The sequence below is a fragment of the Companilactobacillus mishanensis genome, from assembly GCF_003946505.1.
Lineage (GTDB): Bacteria > Bacillota > Bacilli > Lactobacillales > Lactobacillaceae > Companilactobacillus > Companilactobacillus mishanensis.
In genome coordinates, this window is record NZ_RHON01000007.1 from 38,503 (window position 1) to 60,447 (window position 21,945).

A 21,945-nucleotide genomic window follows, 5' to 3' on the forward strand; every position below is an offset into this window, starting at 1 on the left:
TTATTAAATCAACTAAAGAAATTTAAACTATAATATTGGCAGATTAATCTATTTTTGAGGTACCACATATGAATACTCTTACCAAACACTTTATTAAAGAAACACGTCGTCAAAATATCATCCAGCAACGAGAAATCAACAATCTTATTCACGCCAAAAGTTCTTTATGGATAAACGTATCTATCTACGTCCTTATTACTGTAATTGAATATTGGCTATCAATGATTGGTCATTCTCAGGCTCTCCGTGCGGATGCTTTCAACAATCTATCCGGTGTCATTTCAACCGTTATATTAATAATCGGTCTAGCTGAAGCAACTAACACCGATGATGATGATTTCATTGGAAAGCCCATCGCAAAGAAAGATCGAAACAACGAAGCACTTCAACTTTCAAGATTTAGATTAGAAACAATTTTCACTTTGATCACAAGCTTTGTCATTGTCCTGATTGCGCTGCAAATAATAGTTCAAAGCGGAATTGGCTTGTTTCACTTGAAGGACAAAGTCAGTCCTAACCTGCTTTCTGCATTAGGTGCATTCATTGCCACCATATTAATGTTGGTTGTTTGGTTCCTAAATCATCACAATGGAAAGAAGTTGCACAGTACATCCCTACTAGCGGCCGCCCGAGACAGCTTAGGAGATGTAGTCACAAGTTTGGGAACAATGATTACAGTGCTTATATCACATTTCTTGAACTTACCTTGGTTAGATGGAACTGTCAGTATCGCCATCGGCTTATTCATACTCTGGTCAGGTATCAAGATTTTCCAAGAATGTGCTCTGAATTTAGCTGATTACGTTGATCCAGAATTCGAAAATGAAATGAAGAAATCTGTCTCGGAATTCAAAATGGTACATAAAGTCCTGGATCTACGCAGCCACTATAGCGGGAACATCCTTGTCGTTGACATATTTATCATGGTTGCCCCTGATAAAACTGCACTTGAATTGTATAAACTCAATAAACATATTGAGAACAAATTACGGAATAATTTTAACGTTTACGACACGACCATAACAGTGATTCCAGACCCCAAAGATATCAAATAACGCCTTACTTCTAACTTGAAGTAAGGCGTTTTGTTATTTAGGAATTATTTCGTTTTCCCAATCAAATCCATCTAGAATTCCATCGAAGAAAATACGTCCTAATATATTGGATTCATAAGGTTCATTCAAGGTTATCGGACTATCAGAATGCAATATACTACTGATTCGTGAAGTAACCTCATCGAAAAGTTGTTCTGCACTCATTCTGATTTTCAAAAGTTCTTTATCGGAAGAAACTACTTCAATTGAGGCAAAAATTTGATTAGGAGTACTATCTTCCAACCATTCAAAAATAATTGGGGTCAAAGGATTTGAATTTTCATTAATGACAGAATCAAATGATTCACCAAAGTTATCATAAAAATCTTGAAAAACCTGGTCGTGTGCGACCTTTTGATAGACCCAGATAAACTCCTCGTTATCGATGATGACACTACTATCAGGATATTTTGCCTTCAACATCATTTGTTGCTCTGACAAATTTTCATCATAAATATTGAGTTTCCACTTTAGGAGTTCGTGATTGAACAGCATCTTACCTGTGGTAGGATCAATACTCAAAACAGATTCATCAGTTTGCGAAGATATATCAATCAAATTTGCATTATATAAATCAGAAACAATACCGTAATCTAAATATTGTGTCCGTTCAGCAAATGGGCCAATTCCATCGTAAGATTTGGCATTCAGAGCTTGTAAAAACATGGCAATAGAAGTTTTAGTAATTAGTGGTAGATTATTGTATTCCATTGGAACCTTGATTTCATCGGTTATTGACTCTCTCTTGTCTCTGAATTCCTCGAAAAGTGGCATGGCGGTTCTCCTGTCCTTTTCTTTTTATTTTACAGGAAGTTAGACTTAACTTTAACTAAAATTTGAAAAAATATTATTTTTCTTCATCCGTTACAGCATCAACTGGATCAACAATACTATCCACAACCGTCTCTATCGCATTGACCAACGGACTTGTGGCACTGATTCCAGTGGTCGCAAACTTATCATCCCACCACTTAATTCGTATTTTCTGGATTGTATCTACTACTTTGTCGCCTTCATCAGTCAGACTAAGTATCTTGGCTTTCCCAACGCCCTTATTTTTTGCAAGGTAACCCAATTTTTCCATCTTATTGATCTCGCGTGTTGCCAAACCTTTATCTACTACTAGATATCGTGCTACTTGGTTCTGGCTGGTCTCTGGAAAATCACCTACTGTCAACAAAATACAGGCTGCAGTTGGATTCAATTCCAATGCGTCGAATTGTTCTTTTGTGTCCCGATAATATTGTCTATGTAATATTGAAATATCCTGTGCCAAATAACCGATATTTTTCATAATTTATCTCCAAATTTTACGTGTTGACAAATCAACACTAACGATTTATCTTTGTATAATAGCATTTCAATTACAAGTTCACAAGGAGACAATTTCTATGACAACTAAAAAAAGTGGTGCTGAGGCACTATTTCAATCTATGATGAACCAAGGTATCAAGTATGTTTTCGGACTACCTGGTGCAAAGGTCGACAAGCTTTTCGATTTGATGGAATACAGTAACGATCCTAAGGCTCCAAAACTTATCATTACTCGTCACGAGCAAAACGCCGCTTTCATCGCTTCTGGTATCGGTCGTATCACTGGTAAACCTGGTGTAGTTGCAACTACTTCTGGACCTGGTGTTTCTAACTTAGCAACTGGCCTTATCACAGCAACTTCTGAAGGTGATCCTGTTGTTGCCCTTGGTGGACAAGTTCCCCGTAACGACGTTGCAAGATTGACTCATCAAAGTATTCCTTCAAAGGAACTTTTGAGTTCAGCAACTAAGGACAGTGTTGAAGTTCAGGACGCTAACAATATCTCTGAAACTTTCGCAAACGCCTATCAAACAGCAATGGCTCCTAAGTCTGGTGCAACTTTTATCTCACTTCCAAAAGATGTTTTGGATGATGAAGTTACTACTGACCCTATCAACACACTTGCTCCAATTGAACAAGGTGGAGCTGATAATGAAACTATAAATAAAATTATCGAAAAAATTAAGAACGCGAAGTTACCTGTTATTTTAGCTGGTATGCGTTCATCAAGCAGTGAAGTTACAGCTGCTATCCAAAACCTTCTACACAAGTTTTCTATTCCTGTTGTAGAGACTTTCCAAGGTGCTGGTGTCATTTCTCGTGACCTAGAGAAAAACTATTACGGCCGTGTTGGTTTATTCAGAAATCAAATCGGTGATACTTTGCTTAAGGAAAGTGATCTTGTCATCGCTATCGGATATGATCCCGTTGAATACGAAGCTAGAATTTGGAACGTTGATCGTACTGGCGAAGTTATCAACCTTGATAGTATTGCACCTGAAATTTCAAATGAATATCAACCTGATTTAGTTGTTCAAGCTGACATTGCGAAGACATTGAACAGCTTGAGTGAAACACTTCCAGAATTATCATTATCTGATGACTTGAAGAAACATCTTCATGAAACTCAAGAAAGCTTTCTTTCTAAAGATGCTATTCCTGAAAGTAAGTCTGGTGAAGGTCTCCATCCGCTTGAAATCATTCATGAACTTCAAGAACAAGTTAACGACGATACTACTGTTGCTGTTGACGTTGGTAGCCACTACATCTGGATGGCACGCCATTTCAGAAGTTACAAACCTCGTCACCTACTATTCAGTAACGGTATGCAAACACTTGGTGTAGCGCTTCCTTGGGCTATTGCTGCTGCTTTGGAACGCCCTGAACAACCTGTTGTTTCTGTTGCTGGTGATGGTGGATTCCTATTCTCTGGCCAAGAGCTAGAAACTGCTGTACGCTTGAACTTGAACATTGTTCAACTAGTTTGGAACGATGGATATTACGACATGGTTAAGTTCCAAGAAGAAGCAAAATATGGTCGTAATGCTGGTGTTGGCATTGGTTCTGTTGACTTTGCGAAATACGCTGAAAGCTTTGGTGCTGCTGGATTCCGTGCTGAATCAGCCGACGAACTTCGTGACGCATTGAAAAAAGCTTTCGCAACTAAAGGACCTTCAGTTATCGACATCCCTGTTGACTACAGTGACAACATCAAACTAGCCTCAACATTGCTCGAAGACGTATTGAACTAATTAGGAAGGAATTTATTAATGACTAACTCAAATGTACTTTTTCAACATGGAACTTTAGCTTTACTAGTCCCTGGATTGCTTGATGGAACAATTACAATGAAGGAATTGTTACAACATGGCGATACTGGAATCGGAACTGGCGAGGGCTTAGATGGAGAATTAATGATTCTCGATGGCGTACCCTACCAAACTGATGGAACTGGAAAAGTTAATATCGTAAGTGACGACTTCACATTGCCATTCGCAAACAGTCACTTTGCCAAATATGAAAAACTGATGTCAGTCGAAAATATTTCTCGTCCTGACTTACAATCAACTATCATCAACAAAGTAAAAAGTGCAAATACATTTTACTCATTACGCATCCACGGAACTTTCAAGAATATGAAAGCTCGTGCCGTAAGAAAATCCACAAAGCCATATCAAACCTTGGCACAAACTGCTGAAAATCAAAACATCTTTGATAGTGAATTAATTGATGGAACTCTACTTAGCTACTATTCACCAGAAGTTTTCGATGGTGCTGCAGTTGCTGGATTCCACAGTCACTTCTTGGCAGATGATCACCAATTTGGTGGTCACATCTTAAGTTTTGAATCAGTGACTGGCGATGTTAAATTCCAAAGATTCGATAGTTTGGAACAGCATTTACCAACTGATAACAAAGAATTCATGGAACATGATTTTACAAAAGATGACATTATCAATGATATTCATAGTGCCGAAAAATAAATAATAAAGGTCAGCTAATTAAATAGCTGACCTTTTTATTTTGAAATAATTTACGAATCACCCGTTTACGTTCCAATCGTGGAATTCTGGGTGTTCTTTTGGATCATAATTTCCATGTGAATCAGTTTCAATGGTTTCGACTGGCAAGTTATCGATTAATTCGTCTATTTGGCTCTGAGTATAAAAATGAGTGATATCTTCGATTTTATCTTCATCTTTCATTTTGAACGCCTCCAGATTATAAGTCTGCTAGTCTTTTCATGAGTGTTTCGTGTTTTTTATACAATTTATTGGCGACTGCTAATGTATCAGGTTTATCATCAAGTCGTTCTTTCCCTACATCTAATCCCCAATCAAATTCTCTTTGACCTTCGGGCATTTTATTATTTTGATCATTTCCATATTTTTCCATTAATCTAGATGAAGGCATACTTTTGTTTATTGTATTAAATATTTCCACATATTTTTCTTTGCTAATGATGACTGCATTGTTATCGCTGTTTTTGGGATCCTTAATAAAAATAGGCTTTCCAGATTTATCAACATCTGATAGCACTTTACGAAAATGTTTTTTTGCTTGTTTAGCTGTATAAGATTGTTTCATAATTTTTCTCCTAACCGTTTTTCATCCAGTCATTAAATTCTGGGCTCTTTTTTGGATCATAATTCCCGTCTTTATCGAATTTGACTACTTCGCTTGGTTCATCCTTTACTAAATTGTACCAATCTAAATTTGTCATTTTTTTACTTTTATCATTTTCCATGATTGATGATCTCCACTTTTTGTTTAGTATCCGAAAATCTTGAATGTAAGGCAAATGATTGTTTTTACTTTGAAATAATCGACAATTTAATTTCTAAACCTAAACCATGGGCATACCTGTTAAGAGTGACAAGTGATGGAACTGAATCTAATCTCTCTATTTTTGCGAGCTGTGGCTGTTTCATACCAATTGTTTCTGCGAAATCCTTTTGCGAGATACCCCGCTTTAATCTTTCAGCTTGTAATTGTGACAATGTATCAATAACAGTCATTTCATCATCTGAAATACTATCTTTAAATTCACTCCATGTATTCATGCGATTATTGATTAACTTCCTCTTTTCGAAATTAACTCATTTGCTATATGAACTATAACTGCTTTACCTACTAATAACAATTGTGTTGAATTATTTTTCATCAATTATCTCAAACCCATAACCGCGGATATGTTCCTTCAACATTTCCAAATATGACTTGGCGATTGGACTTAGTTCCAATTGTCGATGTTTGATCCATCCCAATGTCATTGAATCATCAACATCCAATGGTATTGCTACGATTTTATCATCATTCAACTCACTACTGATGATTCCTGAACTTATGGTGTAACCGTTCAATCCGACCATTAGGTTAAATATCGTCGCACGGTCACTTACCTTGATATTCTTTTTCCTATCTAAAGTACTCAATATTTCTTCAGCAAAGTAAAAAGAATTATTATCTCCTTGTTCGTACGACAAATATGGATAGTCTACCAAATCCTCTAAATTGACTCGTTTCTTTTTCGTAAGTGGATTCTGTCGACCTACGAAAACGTGTGGAAGAGCTTTAAAAAGTGGTGTAAAGACTAAGTCTTTTTCCTTAAAAAGTTTATTCATTACTTGTTGGTTAAAGTTATTCAAATAAAGAATTCCCAATTCACTTTTGAAACTGGTAATATCGCTCAAGATATTCTCAGTTTCAGTTTCTCTCAACGTAAATTGGTACTCGTCAGCATTGACAGTTTTGATAAGTTGCACAAATGCATGAACCACGAAGGCGTAGTGTTGGGCTGAAACTGAGAAAGCCTGTTTACGAACGATTTGCTTCTCATACCTTCCTTGCAACAATTGAACTTGATCTAGAACTTGTCTGGCATAAATCATGAATTCGCGGCCATCAGTCGTCAAAGAAACACCTAATTTACTACGAACTAATATTGTAATTCCCATTTCTTGTTCGAGTTCTTTAATTGCATTCGATAACGATGGTTGTGTTAAATATAATTGTTTAGCAGCTTCATTGATTGATCCTGTTCTAACGATTGTCTCTAAATATTCTAATTGTTGAATTCTCATATCTGACTTCCCAGTTTTTTAATTTAGTATAGCTTAGGTTATAGTTAAAAACTATAACAATCGACAGTTTTTATCAGTTATTCAAATTAAATTCCTGATGTTATCTTATTAACCAATAACACAAGGGAGAATACTTTATATGACTACATCAATAATTGGCTTTCCACGAATCGGTGAGAATCGTGAACTTAAATACGCAACGGAAAAATATTGGCGAAAGGAAATTTCTGAAGACGAGTTACAAGAGACGGCTCGATCACTTCGTCTGTCACATTGGGAATTGATCAAAGATGCTGGTATCGATGAGGTTCCAAGCAATGACTTCTCATTTTTCGACACTACTCTAGACGCCGCTTTCCTATTCAATATCGTTCCAGAATCTGTCAAACAACTTAATTTATCCCAATTGGATCGTTATTTTGCTTTAGCTCGTGGCTATCAAGGTGACGAAGGTGATGTAAAGGCTCTCCCTATGAAGAAGTGGTTTAACACGAATTATCACTATTTGGTCCCTCAATTTTCTGATAAAACTGAAATCAAATTAACTGATAATAAAATTTTCGATGAATTTCAAGAAGCTAAAGATGCTGGAATTCAAACACGACCAGTTATCGTTGGTCCATTCACACTTTTGAGTTTGAGCGAATATCACGACGTAAAAGCTGGAGACTTTGTCGATGATTTGGTCGATGCTTACCAAACAATTTTTGAAAAACTATCTGATCAAGGTGCTCACTGGATCCAACTAGATGAGCCTGAATTGGTCAAGGATGTTACTGGTGACAGTAAAAAATTATTCGACGAAATTTATTCAAAACTACTTTCAAACAAATTTGGATTGAAAGTTTTGTTGCAAACATACTTTGGCGATGTGCGTGATGTATACAATGATTTGACCGAACTTCCAGTGGACGGAATCGGACTCGACTTTATTGAAGGTCGCAAAACGGCAGAGTTAGTCCGTTCAGGTTTCCCTGACGATAAAATCCTATTTGCTGGAGTCGTAAATGGTAAAAATATCTGGCGAAACCATTATGAAGATACGATAAACTTGGTTCATGGCTTGGGGGTTAAGAATGTTGTTCTATCAACGTCATGTTCCCTACTGCATGTTCCATTTACAATCGAAAATGAAGAATTCCCAGAAGAAATCAAACAACACTTTGCTTTCGCTAAAGAGAAATTGACTGAGCTAGTTGAATTACAATCGATTCTCGAGGGACAGGGCAACAATGCTGAAACAAACAACAAGAAGCTTTTTGAAACAGCTCGTGTGACTCCGAATGCTAAAGTTGCTGAAACTATCAAAAATTTGAACGAAGAATCCTTTGTCCGTCATCCTGCTCTTGCAGAACGTGCAAAAATTCAAAAAGGAGAATTCAAACTTCCACTGCTACCTACAACAACTATTGGATCATTTCCACAAACTCGAGAAGTTAAACGCACTCGTGCAAAGTTCCGTCGTAATGAAATTACGCAAGAAGAATACGATAAATTCATTGCTGGACATATTGATGAATGGCTTAAATGGCAAGAAGATATTGGTCTAGATGTGCTCGTTCATGGTGAATTCGAGCGCAATGACATGGTAGAATATTTTGGTCAAAATTTGGATGGATACTTATTTAGTAAGAACGGCTGGGTTCAATCATATGGTACTCGTGGTGTTAAACCACCAATCATTTGGGGAGATGTTGCAAGAACTCGCCCAATTACTGTGAAGTGGTCCAAATATGCCCAAAGTAAAACTGACAAAATCGTTAAAGGTATGTTGACTGGTCCAGTTACAATTCTTAACTGGTCATTCCCACGTGAAGATATTTCCATTAAGGAATCTACTTTACAGATAGCCTTGGCAATTCAAGAAGAAGTTCTAGATCTCGAAGCAAACGGCATCAGAATCATTCAAATTGATGAAGCGGCATTAAGAGAAAAACTACCTTTACGCAAGACTGATTGGTTCTCAGAATATCTTGATTGGGCAATTCCAGCCTTTCGACTAGTCCACAGTAAGGTAAAGCCTGAAACACAAATTCACACTCATATGTGCTACAGTGAATTTACAGATATCATCCCCGCAATCGAACAAATGGATGCCGACGTTATTTCATTTGAAGCATCTCGTTCAAAACTGGAAATACTAGACGAATTACAGAAACAGAATTTCAAACTACAAGTTGGTCCTGGTGTCTATGACATTCATTCGCCAAGGATCCCTTCTGTAGATGAAATCAAAAATACGATCCATGCAATACTTTCAAAAGTACCTAAGGAAAAGGTTTGGATAAACCCAGATTGCGGACTAAAAACTCGTGGAATTACCGAAGCAAAAGCCAGTGTTGAAAACTTAACAACTGCTGCTAAGGAAGTTCGAGAGGAGCTTTAATTATGGCGGATACTACAAAAAAGCCAACTCTATCATTTGAGGTTTTTCCTCCAAATTCAGAAGTTGGCGTTGAGAAATTAACTAATACTTTAAATCAATTGAAAGATTTGCGACCAGAATTCATCAGTGTGACCTGTAGTAATCACAAAGCAGATTATGAAAAAACGACTATTGATCTTGCTAAATATGTCCATAATGAATTAAAATTACCAACAATGGTCCACATGCCTGCTGCGTATGTTAATAAAGAACAAGTTAGCAGAATTCTAGATCAATTGGATGAATTAGATATCCATCAAGTGCTCGCATTACGTGGCGACATCATCGATGGCTTTGTCCCTGAAAAAGATTTCAAATATGCCAGTGATTTAACAAGATTTATCAAGCAACAGAAGCCTAATTTTGAAGTTAGTGGCGCTTGCTATCCAGAAGTACATCCGGAATCTGCAAACCGCATCGCTGACATCAAACATCTTAAGGAAAAAGTAGATGCTGGGTGTGATCAATTGATAACACAACTTTTCTACGATAACGAACAGTTTTATCGTTTCCAAGAAGAATGTGCCATTGCGGACATCAATGTACCTATTCTAGCTGGAATCATGCCCATTATTAACCGCAAACAAGCATTGCATGTTTTGGAAAATTGCTCGGCTCATCTACCTAAGAAATTTCTAGCAATTTTAGATAAATATAAAGACAATCCTGTTGCCCTAAAAGATGCAGGAATTGCTTATGCTATCGATCAAATTGTTGATTTAGCAACGAATGACGTTGATGGTGTTCACATCTATACAATGAATAGTGCATCGACGGCAAAACATATTTACGATAATACTTCAGCATTCTTTCAATTTGATACAATTAAATAAATACGAAAATACTTCTCCGGAAGTATTTTTTTATGCGGAAATATTTTTAGTTTAAGCTAAACATGTTACGCTATATGTAGAAAAGCAAATCATGAGGTGAGAGCAATGACAAGATCATACGAATACAATCTAGATAGAAAGCGTTATGACGTTCAAAGTTCTAAAACACAGAATAATCATGCAAGAATGCAAGTTGCCGGAGCAATCAGATCATTACGTTCAAACCTTGGTATGAGTCAGGAAGAATTCGCCAGCATGCTGGGTAGATCACGAGATACAATCGTTTCAGCAGAAAACGGTAGTGAAAGTATTCCTGTCGGCTTACTCGGTGAAATTGCATATTATACAAATAAGAAACTAATCGTAGAATTTAAATAGTTATTTAGTCTTATCTTTCGAGATAGGACTATTTTTTTGCGTAATTTCAATAGATACTAAGGTTGAAAGGTGATAGCAGATATGCTGTCTTTGGGTGAAAAATATTAAATTTGAATACTTTGATTTTGAACAGTTTGAAATATTTTTAAACACATTTACTGTGAAGGATTCTGCCAAACTAATGGAAACGATTTCAAAAATTGAAAAAAATGGATTTGTGATTTCTATGAAACAAAAATTAATAAAACAAATTGATTCAAACTTGTTTGAAATTAGATCAAATCGAGGAAGTTATAAAAAACAAATTATCTACTTTCATCGAATCGGTAACGAATATATTATAGTCAAAAGTTTTTCAAAAAAATTCCTGATGCTCTCACAAAGAAGAGTGGGTTTTGCAGCCGAAATAGAAAAAATTTTAGGAGATAAATAATTTGTCAAAAACACAAGATTACATTTCTAACCGTTGTGCTAAAGATATTGAATTTGCCACCGAAATACGGAAAGAATCATTGCGTTTAGAAATGGGATTAGCATTATTGAAACATCGTGAGAACATTGGATTATCGCAACAAAAATTCGCACTACTTGTTGGTAAACCGTGTTCGATCATTGCCAAAATAGAAAGTGGTGCAATGAATACCTCTATTAGTCTACTTAACGAAATTGCACTAGCTTCACATAGTAATTTTGATATCAAATTTAGTCGAAACAGGCAATAATCAACTAAACACAAAAAGGAATCCTCAAAATGAGGATTCCTTTATTTTTACTCTGAGACTTTTGAACTAAGTGCTTCGACAATTGTATCTTCAAAACTTTCAGGCTTAGTTGTTGGTGCATAACGGTGGATCAATTGACCATCGCGACCAATCAAAAATTTGGTAAAGTTCCATTTGATACGACCATGTCCACAGTTTCCTTCAAATATGTGAACAATGGATCTTCATCATCACCATTAACAGCAATTTTCTTTGTCATAGGGAATGTTACACCATAATGAACTTGGCAATAATCACTGGTTGCTTCATCAGAATCTAGTTCTTGTTTGAACTGATTTGATGGCAAACCTAATACTTCCAATCCTTGTTCATGATACTTCTTATAAAGTGCTTCGATACCTTCAAGCTGTGGTGCCAATCCACACTTACTTGCGGTATTTACAATCAAGACTACCTTACCTTTATAATCATTGAAATCAATTTTTTCGCCGTTCATTTCAGTTTCAGAAAAATCATAAATTCCTGCCATAATACTACCCTCTCTAGTTCAAGATTCCTCTTTGATGAAGTTCATTATAATACTTATATTTTAAAAGACTACTAAAAGTACTCCACAAGGAATGTGAAATCAACCAATTCTGTCAAATATTAAAAGCCTTGTTTCTTTAACCCTATTTTTCCTGTCCAAAGTCCAATAACAGAAAATAATAAAATCATAACAAAGTAAACGAGTAATTCTGAAACTGTGAAATTTTGGAATGAACGGATTCTCATACCTGCAGTTACTAAAGCATATGGATAATAAATTAACAATTTGTCATTGATCAATAATATAACAAAACTCAGAATACTCATACCAGTGGCTATTATCACTGGTGTTACAAAATTCTGTAATTTTATTGATATCGACAATTGAATTGCAATTATTGGCAATGTACCTAACCATCCAAGCACACCCCAAAGAATAAATACCAAAATGTTCGTATTAATTGGTAAATCAGAAAAAAACGCTGTCAGATAATAGAAGACAATAAATATTAATTGACTGATTCCCGTTAGTATTGAAACGAAAATAAATTTATTTATTACTAACCTATTTGAAGAAACAGGTAATATAGCTAAACGTTGCCAGTTCTTTCGATTATTCTCAATATTGCAAATGACAGACACTATTATTGAAATCAATATTGGGAAAAATATCTGTGAATAAAATTGTCCCGTTTCACCCCAAAGTGCATCCCACTGTGTTCCAAAAGAATCAAAAACTTTTTGATTTGCAAAATAGAGCGTTGCTCCTAAACAAAAACTAACTACGTCAAATATAAGGATGATATAAAATAAATGGATCCTTTTGATCTTTAAAAATTCTGAACCAATGAGTGTAGTCATGATAGTATCTCCCAACTATTATTCATTTGGCGACGAATGAAAACAATCAGGGCAGAACTTATTAAACATATTGTTAACATTAATAGTGGCCAATTGTCAATTACTGTAATTTTCCCCTTTAAAAGTTTATAAGGGTTCAAAAACGATATGTATTGCCATGGAATAAACAAAGTTATCCATTTTGGTAAAAAGCCTGATGTTACGAGACTAATAAATGACCCCGCAAGACCAATCGAGATTGGAATTGATTGATTTTTCATCTTAAATGATAGTAATAGATGTATTGAAGTGATGACCGAACTAGCTATTACAATATCTAATAAGAAGTAAATCAATTCAATAATATTAAATCTGTGGTTCATTATAAGGGACATCGAAACGCAGAGAACTAGTTCGACTATCGCCGCAATAATAATTGTGATGATGATTACAAGCCACTTAGAAAAAAATAGTTGCCATTGTGATTCATTACTTAGCATTAAGGACTTGATCATATTATTATCTTTTTCGGCTGACACTAGTCTTGAAGACATTAGTGCAATAAGAAATGGAATTATTAAATTATTTGCGGTTATCATGTTAAATAAAATAAAGCTTCCTGTTGAATCAGGATTTTTACCAAATTGTATTTGGGTGGAAAATAATGACCATAAAATTGCAACACTGAATAGTAACAAAACATATATCCAAAATTTACGTCTTCGATTCTTCTTTGATTCTGAAATAAGATATTTCATCGTTATTTTCCCCCAGTCAAATCAAGAAAAATGTCTTCAAGTGATTTGTTCTTTTTATACATGGAGTATAACTTGCCATCATTCGTAATAACTTTTTTGCAATGTTAGCTATTTCATCTGGATTTTGTAAACTAAATGATACCGTTCTGTTATCAATCGAAGTTATTGAACTATATGGATCATCATTCAAAATATTTCGAGTTAGGTCAACATTATTAGTTGTAATAAGGTAATTATTTTGTGCCATCAAACTATTAAGCGTCCCCTGGTACAATAATTTCCCATCTTTAATGATGCCCAGCGTTTTTGATATTTGTTCCATTTCTGAAAGGATATGACTTGAAACCAAGAGTGTCATACCATATTGTTTCGGAAGTGATTTAAGGAGCTCACGAATCTCGTGCATTCCCTCTGGATCCAATCCATTTGTTGGTTCATCAAGAATCAAGAATTTAGGAAATTTTATTATTGCCATTGCGATTCCTAATCTTTGCTTCATTCCTAGTGAGTAATTCTCAACTTTTTTGTCTTTTTCCTTAGTTAAATCAACAATATTGAGAGATTTTTCAATATTTAATTTAAGTATATCAGTAAGGTTCTGTATTATTTCTAAATTTTCAGTTCCAGTCAAATTTGGATAAAACTATGGTTCCTCAATTAACGCACCGATGTTGGACAATATATATTTCCTGTTACTGAAAAGATTCTTCCCAAATATATTTATTTCACCTTCATCTGCTTTCATCAGGCCCAAAATGATTTTCATAGTTGTAGACTTACCTGCACCATTTTTACCTAGAAAGCCATATATATCTCCTTCAGCAATTGACATGGAAATATCTTGTAATACTTCTTGGTCACCAAATTTTTTCTTGATATTTTTTGTTTCTAAAAGTAGTTTCGACATAAGATTTCCCTCATTTTATTGATATATGAAATATCAATTATTTTGATAAATTACTAGAATACTCAATTTCAAATTTTTCTCCGCTCGATCATCAAAAAAAGCCAACAAAAAAACCGTCTAATCACTAATCGTGACAGACGGATAATATTGAGGAAAAGTTCCGGCTAATGAGGTTAATTTAAGCCGCACTACAGCCGTAATAATACTAATTTACAGTAAAGTTATTTCCCTTTGCTAGATAATTGATTTTTTCTTCATATTCATCTTCACCATCAACAGCTTTGACGGCTGCAACAACCTTTTCGTCATCCTTGAGACGGCCGAATAGATAGTTTAGTGAGTAGTTTTTATCCAACAAGTTATACGATCTGAGTACTAGGTCTTTGGCATAGTCATCAGTATCGATTTCCTTATTGTTATTAATATCCGTGTACAGTTTCGACAAAATTTCTTTAGCTTCTGTGTTATCGTTCATTTTCATAAATATACACCTGCTTTTTATTTTTATCTTCTTATACTGCTTAAGAATATTCTAGCATAATCAGGTAAATATAACGAACTACACTATTCCAATAATGTCGTTAAATCAGGCGTGTAAGCGGATAAATTAATTTTTCAATTAATTTTCATTGTTAGTATCTACCCAACGATAATTCAAGTAGATACTGATTACTGCTTCTACAGCTGCAATTACAAGGAAGATCAAAGTATTGATCCAAATACCGAGATAATTAGCATTATAACCAGGTCCGGTAAAGAATTGCATTGAGTTTGAAAATTGATCTGTGAAGAATCCCACGACTCTAAATACCAATCCAATAACCAATACATACAAAATGAATGTTAACAAGTTTTTACCAGTACGTGGCAAGAAATTACTTGCCGCTTTAGAAAGTAAGTGAATCAAATTAATGGTTGTCCAAGTCAATATAGCTATAGCCAATAATACGAAGATCATTGCAGCAAATCCTTTAAATATATCTGCAGTGTTGATCTTACTGAAATTAACTTCAGTGCTCATATTACTTAACAAATGATTCAATTCATTCCAATTTGTAAAAATAGCAATCGCAAACAAAATTCCTTGAACTAATCCTACATAAACAAAGTTAACGAATGATGAAAGCAAGTTAGTGAGATAGAATTTTGTGTCACTAACTGGTATCAATCTATAAGTGCTGCTGGTATATTTTTTCTCAGATAAAACTGTCAGTCTGATAAATTCGAAGGACATAAAGATAAATGCTGCACCAGCTAAAATTCCTGTAGAAAGTTGCAAATCAATCGATGCTCCATGGAAGACACTAAGTCCTAAAATAACAATCACGTACAATAATTCGATCAATATAATGAAATTTGAATTCCTAAACTTTTCGCCAGATAATGCTTTGAATAAACTTCCAAAACTAGTCATTGTTATTGCCCCCTTCGTCATACAAACTTTCGTAAAAGTTTTCAACACTCATACCTTTATTCTCTCGAATTTCGTCGGTCTGCTTTTGACATGCAATCGTTTCATTCTTGATAACGATGATTTCATCCAAAATCGGTGCTATCTCTGAAACATAGTGATCACTGACCAAAATTGTCGCATGTTCAGGTTTCCATTGAATGATACTGTTGATAATTTTCTTACGACTCATACTATCGATGCCACTAAATGGTTCATCCAATAGATACAATTCGACTTGACGAGACAGTGTCAAAGCAATGATCAACTTTTCTTTATTACCTTTTGATAAAGCCGAAACCTTCATGGTTTTATCCAAATTAAGGAATTTCATCAAATCATCACAACGTTTATCATCAAAATCGTCATAGACGGTCCTATAGAAATCGACGATTTTACCAATTTTCATACCAGCAGGAAATCCATTCAGATGATCCGTAAAACTAACATGTGCTTTTCGATCTTTGGCTTGGAAAGTACCGCTAACTTCGATTGCGCCTGTTCCGTGTGCATTACCAGTGATCAAACGCATCAATGTAGTCTTACCAGCACCATTCTCGCCTAATAGACCAATGATTTTGCCACTTTCAACTTTCAAATTAACGTCATTTAAAATTTTTACTAAGTTATGGCTGTAATTTAGATTTTCAATTTTCATAACATTACTCATTTTCGACACCCCTATTCTTCATAAACTTGCGCAACTCTTCAAGAATCTCATTATCAGAAAGTTGTAAATCGTGCAATTCTTGATATGCAATGGTCAATTGTTCTTTCACTAATTTGTCCTTTAGTTGCTTTATTTTATCAACATCAATCGTTACAAAATTACCCTTACCTCGCTGAGGTTCAATGATCTGTTCATTGATCATCTCAGTTAAAGCACGTTGAACAGTGTTGACATTGGCTGTCACATCCACCGCCAATTGTCTGACTGCTGGCAATTTTTCTCCTGGATCAAGCTCCCCAGTTACGATTTGATGATACAGGTAATTCTTAATTTGATAGTAAATTGGAATCTTGTCATCAAATTCCATCTCTCTCACCTACCTAGTGTATTAGCTTACTAGTACACTATAGAACTATAACTAAGTAAATGCAAGAAAATTCGATCTTCTTTGCGGAATTTGTTGTTATTGGTATCAGTACCGACTATACTTTGTTCACTATATGAGAAGGTGAAAAATATGAGTATAAAAATTCGTAAAATTGGTAATTTAAATTTTCTCACCGTTCCAGAATCAATAATGCCATTAGCTCAAGAATATTATGTCTTTCAAGGTGGAGACGGAGTGATTGTATAAACACCTGCTGAGGAAAATCCTTTTACTTCGGATAAATTTATCAAACAGCATGACTTTTCCCAAACAGAGGAATTTAGTGGTCCCATGGTTGGAAAAGAAATAATAAACGATCAATAGACTAATAAGAGAAGCAAATAATAACCAAAAAAACAGCACGCCAACTAATTAGTTGACGTGCTGTTCTGATTTCCCTATAAAACATCTTTATTCATAAATTGCTTCTAATGTATTGATATCATTCTCATTCAAAGCAGTCATGCCTTCATCCATCGGATACATGACAGATTGCTTATCTTGACTGTGGCCTAATCCAAGCGCATGTCCCAACTCATGAGTTGCAACGGATTGCGAAATCGAATCATCTTGATAAGTAAGATTGATACTAGCTTTTCCATGATTATAACTACTCATGGCAGTCCGGTAGATGTGTGGTCCACCTTTTCCGAGTTCTTTAGTCTTGGTGTATTCATCCGGCTCAGTACTGTAATATATTGAAAAAGTTACTGAATTATCGCTTGATTTTCCAGTACCCGCGATCAATTTCACGATACCTGTTTGATTATAGGTATACACAGCTTCAAGAAAAACTTGTTTAACTGATTCAGGAATTCCCTCCTCAAAATGATAATGGTATGTGTTAGGTAATGGTACTCCCTTAACGATTGATTCTATTGGAGTTGTTGAATTAATAGATGATTGTTGCTCTTCTTTTTGCTTGCTTAATTTCTGTTGATTGTTTACCGCTGTGACATCCCCAGCAATGGAATTAGGAAAAACTTTGGATACTTTTTCAGATATTGCCGTTTCAATTGCACCAAATTTTCCAGTGGATTGGTTGCCATTGGGCATCCATTTAGTAAATGTTACCAGTTCAATTATTGCTAGGACAATAACCACACCTAGAAATAACCTTCTTAAATATCGCATTCGGTTCTCACTCTCTAATTTAAATATTCAATATATTGATTATACCCATTTTTCTTGAAAAATATAATTATTTAGCATGACTAATCTTTTCGACAAAATTGATAGAGCAAATAATAAAATCATGATAGAAAAAAATTTCTCAAAAATGAGAAATCCTTTTTCTACAGATCATGGAAAATCTTCTGCATATTAGTCTCAATATGATTTATTTCATCAGAATAACCTTGCAACTCTGCAGAATATTTAGCCACTTTATCCTCATCAACATCAGTCTTGTAACGCAATTTGTGTTCCAAACTTCCCCACATATCCATTCCAACTGTCCTGATCTGGATTTCCACTGGAGTGACTTGGACGCTATCTGATTGGAATACTGGTACTGAAACTACAAGGTGTAAACTACGATAGCCACTTGGCTTAGGGTTCTTAATGTAGTCTTTTCGTTTGATCAACTTAACATCGGTTTGCGCCAACAAATTCTTTTCAACTGTATAGACATCATCCAAGTAATTTGTAATGACACGCAATCCACCAACGTCAAAAATATTACCTGGCACACTATCGATTGTCGGCTCTAAGCCTTTTCGTTCAAGTTTCCCGATTAAACTTCCGACATCTTTCATTCTGACCTCGATATGATGAATGGGATTATGATTGTGTCTAACTTGGTAATCTGAATCCAAGTTCTCAAGCTTAGTTCCGAATTCACCAACTGCTGCACGACAAAGTTGATAATAACTGACAAATTTACTTATCTCTTCACCGTCACGTCTATCGTCCGTTAATTGTGACATTTGACGCTTAATATCATTCACATTAATTAAGTTTTCTCGCTCTAGAATCATTACAAATCCTCAATTCTGAATAAAATAAAAGGATGTATCACGACGTGATCATCCTTACTTCAATTCTCCGTTTCGATACATTCATCGTACAACACAAAACACGGAAAAATTATGAAGATTATTTATTGTTTTATTGAACTTTACTTAGCTGCTTTTAATTCAGCAATGTTTATCTTCTTCATTTTCATCATTGCTTGAATTTGATAAGGTGTCTGAGTCAACTCGCCCATATTTTCAGGAACGATTTGCCAAGACATACCAAATCTATCTTTAGCCCAACCACATTGTTCAGATTCAGCGACGTGAGAAAGTTTTTCCCAGTAATAGTCGATTTCATCTTGATCTGCGCATTCGATCGTAAATGAAATAGCTTCGTTGAAGCGGAAATATGGTCCACCATCAAGTGCCATGAATTTTTGACCATTCAAATGGAAAACAGCAGTCAAAATCTTGCCAGCCATCTCTTCAAAATGTTCATCTAATTTTTCATCAGGATAGTAATTAATTTCATCAATCTTTGAGTTTGGAAATACATCAATATAGTAGTTAATAGCTTCCTCACAGTTGTTATCAGCAAACCAAAGACTAGGTACGATTTTGTTCATAATGAAAGCCCTCCTGTTTTTATGAAATAATCATAACTCAAAACAAAAAAATAACTACACAAATTTGTGTAGTCACTAAAATTTATTCAATTCATCCATCATAGCCGGGCGCATCTTGTACTCCTCTCGCCACTTTTCAATCAATTTTTCAGCGGCAGCATTACCACCGGGATAATTAAGCATTTCTTTTAATACTTTCACAATCTTTCGATAATGTTGTCTCGTACCAGAATCGGTCGCCATATCAGATGCAACCTGAACATACTTTTGAAGCAGCTTGGCAGAATACAGTGGCCTCAGTGTTGAACCATATCTTTGTACTCCATATAGCCCTCGCTCTGATAAAACCGATTCCAACAACTTATCAAGTAACTTGTCTTCTAAATATATCTCCTGAAGGTCAGATCCTTTCGGCATATCAGCAAGAAGCTTTTCTCGTACTGATGGCCACTTCTTATCAGTAAATACTGATTTAAGCTCTCGGTACAATTTAATATCAGGGGAACTAGTTTTGGTCAATAATTCCCAAAGCTCGTTTCGATAATCTTCATCATATCCAATTTTTTTATACAAATCTTTTAATTGAATACTGAATTGATTAACAATACCACTCAAATCACTAAACAATCTTTTACCTTCAATCAATGATCGGATTGCTTCCGAATAATCTTCATGCTCAATACAATATGTTACATAGGACCTACGTATATCCCAATCATCACTATTTTCAAATAGAAAATCACGTATCATATCCGTAGGATAATTTAATTTCTTGAGCATATCAACGTAATGCAATGCCATTGATTTTGCTCGATACTCATCTGTATACGAATCATGATTATCTTTTAACTCGACGAACCTTTGTTTAGTCCAAGTTAGTTTTTTCTCCAGAAATTCTTGTTCATTAAATTCTGAAAATAAAATATTATCAATTGTATCATCGAAAGGTTCCAACTTATCGATTTTCGTTTGGAACCACTTAAACATTTTTCGCTTTAACTTCATATCAGCTGTCAAAGAAATAATTTGTGTCCAAATATCATCACAACATTCCATTAATTCTATGATTTCACCATCAGAATCATCAATATTGAGTTTTGAAATTTTAACAGCAATATAGTTTATCAATTTATAAGCAATTTCTAACTGACCACTGTCGACAAGCGATTGAACTGTTTCGTTAATGAATATTTCTAAATCGTTTTCAAATCCACCAGCATTATAGTAATCAATGTAGCCATATCTATCTTTATAGGCATTAAAAATATTGTTAATATTGCTTTTCAAAGAAGCAAATTCATCCTTAGACATTTTAGAATATCGTATCTTAAATAGATTAAATAAAGTTGAATCTAGTTTAAGTGTTTCAATTACAAACTCACGAATGTCTTTATCGGAAACTTCCTCAACAATATTTTCTACATTTTGATTATCACTTTCTGACTCAGTTGCGACTTTCTCATCATTGACAGCAAAATAGACGGCAGCCATATGCTTACAAAGTCTATTACCGCTTGCATATGAGCAATCACAACTAGCAGATATAGGTTGACCATCTTTTATCTTCATTGAAACTCTATAAATACTTGAACCACTGACGTCCGCTTTGATTATATTTCCAGATTTTTTAATATTGCTGACCAACCCACGCTGAAAATAATCGTATCCTCGATCCAATATTGTTTCATCAAATTTATTTTCCCAGTCCATATGTTGACTCTCCATATTGTATTTCATTATTGATCAATCATTCCAGAATCCATAATCTATACTCTTTTGCTTTGATTTCCCTTCTTCTAGTCTAGAATCTTTCTCAATTTCTTCTTTTGTTTTTAAGAATTTATCATTAAGATTTTTCCACAAACTGTTAGAGGTTCCTAAAGCTAAAGAAAGTTTTTCAATTAATTGATTATCCAACTCAATTCTTCCATTAAGCAGAAGACTTATTTGCTTTTCATTGGTATTCATTCGGTCAGCCAATTCTCGTTGATTCATATTTTCCTCTTCAAGATATTCTTTAATGTAATATCCCGGATGAATCGCAAGCAAACTATCATTACTAATTTTAAGCATAATTATTAAATACCTCCTCAATATCACGGTTTTAATGCCATTATAAAAACTACTCAAATTTGAATTATTATCAATGGAAATTACTTCATGATTGATACCTTATTAAGAGCTGTTTACCCATTATTTTTGTCGAATCCCGGCTTGCTTCAAAATCTTACTCTCAATACCATGTTCCAATTCTTTATCATTATGAATCGGCACTGGTACGGTAACGTTAGTCTTAGGATTATACATTTTCAAATGTGAGCCGTTCTGTGATTTACGAACGAATCCATTTTGCTTTAACAACTTAACTAACCTATGTGGTTTCAATGCCATAATTTTTACTAGCTTCTTCCCTTTTCTACTATACATAAGTA

At 34.8% G+C, this 21,945-nt stretch carries 27 protein-coding genes and 2 pseudogenes; 8 read left to right on the forward strand and 21 right to left on the reverse strand.

Translation table 11 applies throughout. From position 1 onward, the window contains the following. Positions 1 to 68 precede the first annotated feature (68 nt). The gene (locus EKM63_RS08570; protein ID WP_125705696.1) at positions 69 to 1,055 is read left to right on the forward strand and encodes a cation diffusion facilitator family transporter; all 987 of its coding nucleotides are present in this window, start codon (positions 69 to 71) and stop codon (positions 1,053 to 1,055) included. 33 nt (positions 1,056 to 1,088) lie between these two features. On the opposite strand, the gene EKM63_RS08575 is transcribed toward EKM63_RS08570, so the two are convergent. Continuing rightward, the gene (locus EKM63_RS08575; RefSeq protein WP_125705698.1) at positions 1,089 to 1,868 is read right to left on the reverse strand and encodes a hypothetical protein; all 780 of its coding nucleotides are present in this window, start codon (positions 1,866 to 1,868) and stop codon (positions 1,089 to 1,091) included. Between the two features lie 73 nt (positions 1,869 to 1,941). Then, complete coding sequence (locus EKM63_RS08580; protein WP_125705700.1) at positions 1,942 to 2,388, reverse strand: MarR family winged helix-turn-helix transcriptional regulator; 447 nt, start codon at positions 2,386 to 2,388, stop codon at positions 1,942 to 1,944. A 97-nt stretch (positions 2,389 to 2,485) separates the two neighbouring features. On the opposite strand from EKM63_RS08580, the gene alsS reads away from it, so the two are divergent. Together alsS and budA are read left to right on the forward strand one after the other, a co-directional pair. Next, positions 2,486 to 4,159 (forward strand): acetolactate synthase AlsS, encoded by a 1,674-nt coding sequence (gene alsS, locus EKM63_RS08585; RefSeq protein WP_125705701.1) that lies wholly within the window; start codon positions 2,486 to 2,488, stop codon positions 4,157 to 4,159. Between the two features lie 18 nt (positions 4,160 to 4,177). After that, on the forward strand, positions 4,178 to 4,891 hold the full coding sequence (gene budA, locus EKM63_RS08590; RefSeq protein WP_125705703.1) for an acetolactate decarboxylase: 714 nt from the start codon (positions 4,178 to 4,180) through the stop codon (positions 4,889 to 4,891). A gap of 57 nt (positions 4,892 to 4,948) precedes the next feature. Here budA and EKM63_RS11345 read toward each other — a convergent pair whose 3' ends face one another. The 5 genes from EKM63_RS11345 to EKM63_RS08610 all read right to left on the reverse strand — a co-directional run bounded on the left by EKM63_RS11345 (position 4,949) and on the right by EKM63_RS08610 (position 6,991). Further along, positions 4,949 to 5,113, reverse strand: a complete 165-nt coding sequence (locus EKM63_RS11345) for a hypothetical protein (RefSeq protein WP_164504936.1) — start codon at positions 5,111 to 5,113, stop codon at positions 4,949 to 4,951. A gap of 16 nt (positions 5,114 to 5,129) precedes the next feature. Next, complete coding sequence (locus EKM63_RS08595; RefSeq protein ID WP_125705705.1) at positions 5,130 to 5,495, reverse strand: hypothetical protein; 366 nt, start codon at positions 5,493 to 5,495, stop codon at positions 5,130 to 5,132. A gap of 10 nt (positions 5,496 to 5,505) precedes the next feature. Then, positions 5,506 to 5,655: an AbrB family transcriptional regulator gene (locus EKM63_RS08600; RefSeq protein WP_125705706.1), complete on the reverse strand. Its 150-nt coding sequence runs from the start codon at positions 5,653 to 5,655 to the stop codon at positions 5,506 to 5,508. A gap of 64 nt (positions 5,656 to 5,719) precedes the next feature. Beyond that, a complete protein-coding gene (locus tag EKM63_RS08605; RefSeq protein ID WP_125705708.1) occupies positions 5,720 to 5,971 on the reverse strand; it encodes a helix-turn-helix domain-containing protein in 252 nt (83 codons plus the stop codon). Positions 5,972 to 6,061: 90 nt separating this feature from the next. Further along, entirely contained in the window at positions 6,062 to 6,991 is a 930-nt protein-coding gene (locus EKM63_RS08610; RefSeq protein WP_125705710.1) for a LysR family transcriptional regulator, read from the reverse strand. Positions 6,992 to 7,130: 139 nt separating this feature from the next. On the opposite strand from EKM63_RS08610, the gene metE reads away from it, so the two are divergent. The 5 genes from metE to EKM63_RS08635 all read left to right on the forward strand — a co-directional run bounded on the left by metE (position 7,131) and on the right by EKM63_RS08635 (position 11,349). Beyond that, positions 7,131 to 9,377: a 5-methyltetrahydropteroyltriglutamate--homocysteine S-methyltransferase gene (gene metE, locus EKM63_RS08615; protein ID WP_125705712.1), complete on the forward strand. Its 2,247-nt coding sequence runs from the start codon at positions 7,131 to 7,133 to the stop codon at positions 9,375 to 9,377. A gap of 2 nt (positions 9,378 to 9,379) precedes the next feature. Beyond that, the gene (metF, locus tag EKM63_RS08620) at positions 9,380 to 10,249 is read left to right on the forward strand and encodes a methylenetetrahydrofolate reductase [NAD(P)H] (protein WP_125705714.1); all 870 of its coding nucleotides are present in this window, start codon (positions 9,380 to 9,382) and stop codon (positions 10,247 to 10,249) included. 105 nt (positions 10,250 to 10,354) lie between these two features. After that, positions 10,355 to 10,627, forward strand: coding sequence for a helix-turn-helix domain-containing protein (locus EKM63_RS08625; RefSeq protein ID WP_125705716.1), 273 nt, complete (start codon positions 10,355 to 10,357; stop codon positions 10,625 to 10,627). 94 nt (positions 10,628 to 10,721) lie between these two features. After that, positions 10,722 to 11,060: a type II toxin-antitoxin system RelE/ParE family toxin gene (locus EKM63_RS08630; RefSeq protein ID WP_125705718.1), complete on the forward strand. Its 339-nt coding sequence runs from the start codon at positions 10,722 to 10,724 to the stop codon at positions 11,058 to 11,060. Position 11,061: 1 nt separating this feature from the next. Next, the gene (locus EKM63_RS08635; protein ID WP_125705720.1) at positions 11,062 to 11,349 is read left to right on the forward strand and encodes a helix-turn-helix domain-containing protein; all 288 of its coding nucleotides are present in this window, start codon (positions 11,062 to 11,064) and stop codon (positions 11,347 to 11,349) included. A 47-nt stretch (positions 11,350 to 11,396) separates the two neighbouring features. Here EKM63_RS08635 and EKM63_RS08640 read toward each other — a convergent pair. From EKM63_RS08640 to EKM63_RS08710, 14 genes and pseudogenes are all read right to left on the reverse strand, one after another. After that, positions 11,397 to 11,878 (reverse strand): annotated as a pseudogene (locus tag EKM63_RS08640) (glutathione peroxidase). 119 nt (positions 11,879 to 11,997) lie between these two features. Then, on the reverse strand, positions 11,998 to 12,738 hold the full coding sequence (locus EKM63_RS08645) for an ABC transporter permease (protein ID WP_125705722.1): 741 nt from the start codon (positions 12,736 to 12,738) through the stop codon (positions 11,998 to 12,000). Next, entirely contained in the window at positions 12,735 to 13,475 is a 741-nt protein-coding gene (locus tag EKM63_RS08650; RefSeq protein WP_125705724.1) for an ABC transporter permease, read from the reverse strand. Before EKM63_RS08650 ends, EKM63_RS08645 begins: the two co-directional genes overlap by 4 nt. Before the next feature lie 2 nt (positions 13,476 to 13,477). After that, a pseudogene (locus EKM63_RS11600) lies at positions 13,478 to 14,382 on the reverse strand (ABC transporter ATP-binding protein). Between the two features lie 205 nt (positions 14,383 to 14,587). Next, entirely contained in the window at positions 14,588 to 14,863 is a 276-nt protein-coding gene (locus EKM63_RS08660; RefSeq protein ID WP_125705726.1) for a hypothetical protein, read from the reverse strand. Positions 14,864 to 15,001: 138 nt separating this feature from the next. Beyond that, a complete protein-coding gene (locus EKM63_RS08665; protein WP_125705728.1) occupies positions 15,002 to 15,796 on the reverse strand; it encodes a hypothetical protein in 795 nt (264 codons plus the stop codon). After that, a complete protein-coding gene (locus EKM63_RS08670; protein WP_125705730.1) occupies positions 15,789 to 16,502 on the reverse strand; it encodes an ATP-binding cassette domain-containing protein in 714 nt (237 codons plus the stop codon). The genes EKM63_RS08665 and EKM63_RS08670 overlap by 8 nt, the downstream gene beginning before the upstream one ends. Next, on the reverse strand, positions 16,495 to 16,869 hold the full coding sequence (locus tag EKM63_RS08675) for a GntR family transcriptional regulator (protein WP_125705732.1): 375 nt from the start codon (positions 16,867 to 16,869) through the stop codon (positions 16,495 to 16,497). The genes EKM63_RS08670 and EKM63_RS08675 overlap by 8 nt, the downstream gene beginning before the upstream one ends. 471 nt (positions 16,870 to 17,340) lie before the next feature. Next, positions 17,341 to 18,063 carry a matrixin family metalloprotease gene (locus EKM63_RS08685; RefSeq protein WP_125705734.1) on the reverse strand — a complete coding sequence of 241 codons (723 nt, stop codon included), beginning with the start codon at positions 18,061 to 18,063 and terminating at the stop codon, positions 17,341 to 17,343. Between the two features lie 161 nt (positions 18,064 to 18,224). Further along, positions 18,225 to 18,908: a GTP pyrophosphokinase gene (locus EKM63_RS08690; protein WP_125705735.1), complete on the reverse strand. Its 684-nt coding sequence runs from the start codon at positions 18,906 to 18,908 to the stop codon at positions 18,225 to 18,227. A 140-nt stretch (positions 18,909 to 19,048) separates the two neighbouring features. Continuing rightward, entirely contained in the window at positions 19,049 to 19,513 is a 465-nt protein-coding gene (locus EKM63_RS08695) for a VOC family protein (protein WP_125705737.1), read from the reverse strand. Positions 19,514 to 19,588: 75 nt separating this feature from the next. Next, positions 19,589 to 21,223: an SWIM zinc finger family protein gene (locus EKM63_RS08700; RefSeq protein ID WP_164504937.1), complete on the reverse strand. Its 1,635-nt coding sequence runs from the start codon at positions 21,221 to 21,223 to the stop codon at positions 19,589 to 19,591. 33 nt (positions 21,224 to 21,256) lie between these two features. Then, positions 21,257 to 21,586, reverse strand: coding sequence for a helix-turn-helix transcriptional regulator (locus tag EKM63_RS08705; RefSeq protein WP_125705741.1), 330 nt, complete (start codon positions 21,584 to 21,586; stop codon positions 21,257 to 21,259). A gap of 120 nt (positions 21,587 to 21,706) precedes the next feature. Further along, positions 21,707 to 21,940, reverse strand: coding sequence for a type II toxin-antitoxin system HicA family toxin (locus tag EKM63_RS08710; RefSeq protein ID WP_318530637.1), 234 nt, complete (start codon positions 21,938 to 21,940; stop codon positions 21,707 to 21,709). Between the last annotated feature and the right edge of the window lie 5 nt (positions 21,941 to 21,945).

Excerpts from the sequence above, each read along its gene's own strand:
- EKM63_RS08570 (WP_125705696.1), top strand. The coding sequence starts at position 69 with ATGAATACTCTTACCAAACACTTTATTAAAGAAACACGTCGTCAAAAT.
- EKM63_RS08575 (WP_125705698.1), bottom strand. The coding sequence starts at position 1,868 with ATGCCACTTTTCGAGGAATTCAGAGACAAGAGAGAGTCAATAACCGAT.
- EKM63_RS08580 (WP_125705700.1), bottom strand. The coding sequence starts at position 2,388 with ATGAAAAATATCGGTTATTTGGCACAGGATATTTCAATATTACATAGA.
- alsS (WP_125705701.1), top strand. The coding sequence starts at position 2,486 with ATGACAACTAAAAAAAGTGGTGCTGAGGCACTATTTCAATCTATGATG.
- budA (WP_125705703.1), top strand. The coding sequence starts at position 4,178 with ATGACTAACTCAAATGTACTTTTTCAACATGGAACTTTAGCTTTACTA.
- EKM63_RS11345 (WP_164504936.1), bottom strand. The coding sequence starts at position 5,113 with ATGAAAGATGAAGATAAAATCGAAGATATCACTCATTTTTATACTCAG.
- EKM63_RS08595 (WP_125705705.1), bottom strand. The coding sequence starts at position 5,495 with ATGAAACAATCTTATACAGCTAAACAAGCAAAAAAACATTTTCGTAAA.
- EKM63_RS08600 (WP_125705706.1), bottom strand. The coding sequence starts at position 5,655 with ATGGAAAATGATAAAAGTAAAAAAATGACAAATTTAGATTGGTACAAT.
- EKM63_RS08605 (WP_125705708.1), bottom strand. The coding sequence starts at position 5,971 with ATGAATACATGGAGTGAATTTAAAGATAGTATTTCAGATGATGAAATG.
- EKM63_RS08610 (WP_125705710.1), bottom strand. The coding sequence starts at position 6,991 with ATGAGAATTCAACAATTAGAATATTTAGAGACAATCGTTAGAACAGGA.
- metE (WP_125705712.1), top strand. The coding sequence starts at position 7,131 with ATGACTACATCAATAATTGGCTTTCCACGAATCGGTGAGAATCGTGAA.
- metF (WP_125705714.1), top strand. The coding sequence starts at position 9,380 with ATGGCGGATACTACAAAAAAGCCAACTCTATCATTTGAGGTTTTTCCT.
- EKM63_RS08625 (WP_125705716.1), top strand. The coding sequence starts at position 10,355 with ATGACAAGATCATACGAATACAATCTAGATAGAAAGCGTTATGACGTT.
- EKM63_RS08645 (WP_125705722.1), bottom strand. The coding sequence starts at position 12,738 with ATGACTACACTCATTGGTTCAGAATTTTTAAAGATCAAAAGGATCCAT.
- EKM63_RS08650 (WP_125705724.1), bottom strand. The coding sequence starts at position 13,475 with ATGAAATATCTTATTTCAGAATCAAAGAAGAATCGAAGACGTAAATTT.
- EKM63_RS08660 (WP_125705726.1), bottom strand. The coding sequence starts at position 14,863 with ATGAAAATGAACGATAACACAGAAGCTAAAGAAATTTTGTCGAAACTG.
- EKM63_RS08665 (WP_125705728.1), bottom strand. The coding sequence starts at position 15,796 with ATGACTAGTTTTGGAAGTTTATTCAAAGCATTATCTGGCGAAAAGTTT.
- EKM63_RS08670 (WP_125705730.1), bottom strand. The coding sequence starts at position 16,502 with ATGAGTAATGTTATGAAAATTGAAAATCTAAATTACAGCCATAACTTA.
- EKM63_RS08675 (WP_125705732.1), bottom strand. The coding sequence starts at position 16,869 with ATGGAATTTGATGACAAGATTCCAATTTACTATCAAATTAAGAATTAC.
- EKM63_RS08685 (WP_125705734.1), bottom strand. The coding sequence starts at position 18,063 with ATGCGATATTTAAGAAGGTTATTTCTAGGTGTGGTTATTGTCCTAGCA.
- EKM63_RS08690 (WP_125705735.1), bottom strand. The coding sequence starts at position 18,908 with ATGATTCTAGAGCGAGAAAACTTAATTAATGTGAATGATATTAAGCGT.
- EKM63_RS08695 (WP_125705737.1), bottom strand. The coding sequence starts at position 19,513 with ATGAACAAAATCGTACCTAGTCTTTGGTTTGCTGATAACAACTGTGAG.
- EKM63_RS08700 (WP_164504937.1), bottom strand. The coding sequence starts at position 21,223 with ATGGACTGGGAAAATAAATTTGATGAAACAATATTGGATCGAGGATAC.
- EKM63_RS08705 (WP_125705741.1), bottom strand. The coding sequence starts at position 21,586 with ATGCTTAAAATTAGTAATGATAGTTTGCTTGCGATTCATCCGGGATAT.
- EKM63_RS08710 (WP_318530637.1), bottom strand. The coding sequence starts at position 21,940 with ATGTATAGTAGAAAAGGGAAGAAGCTAGTAAAAATTATGGCATTGAAA.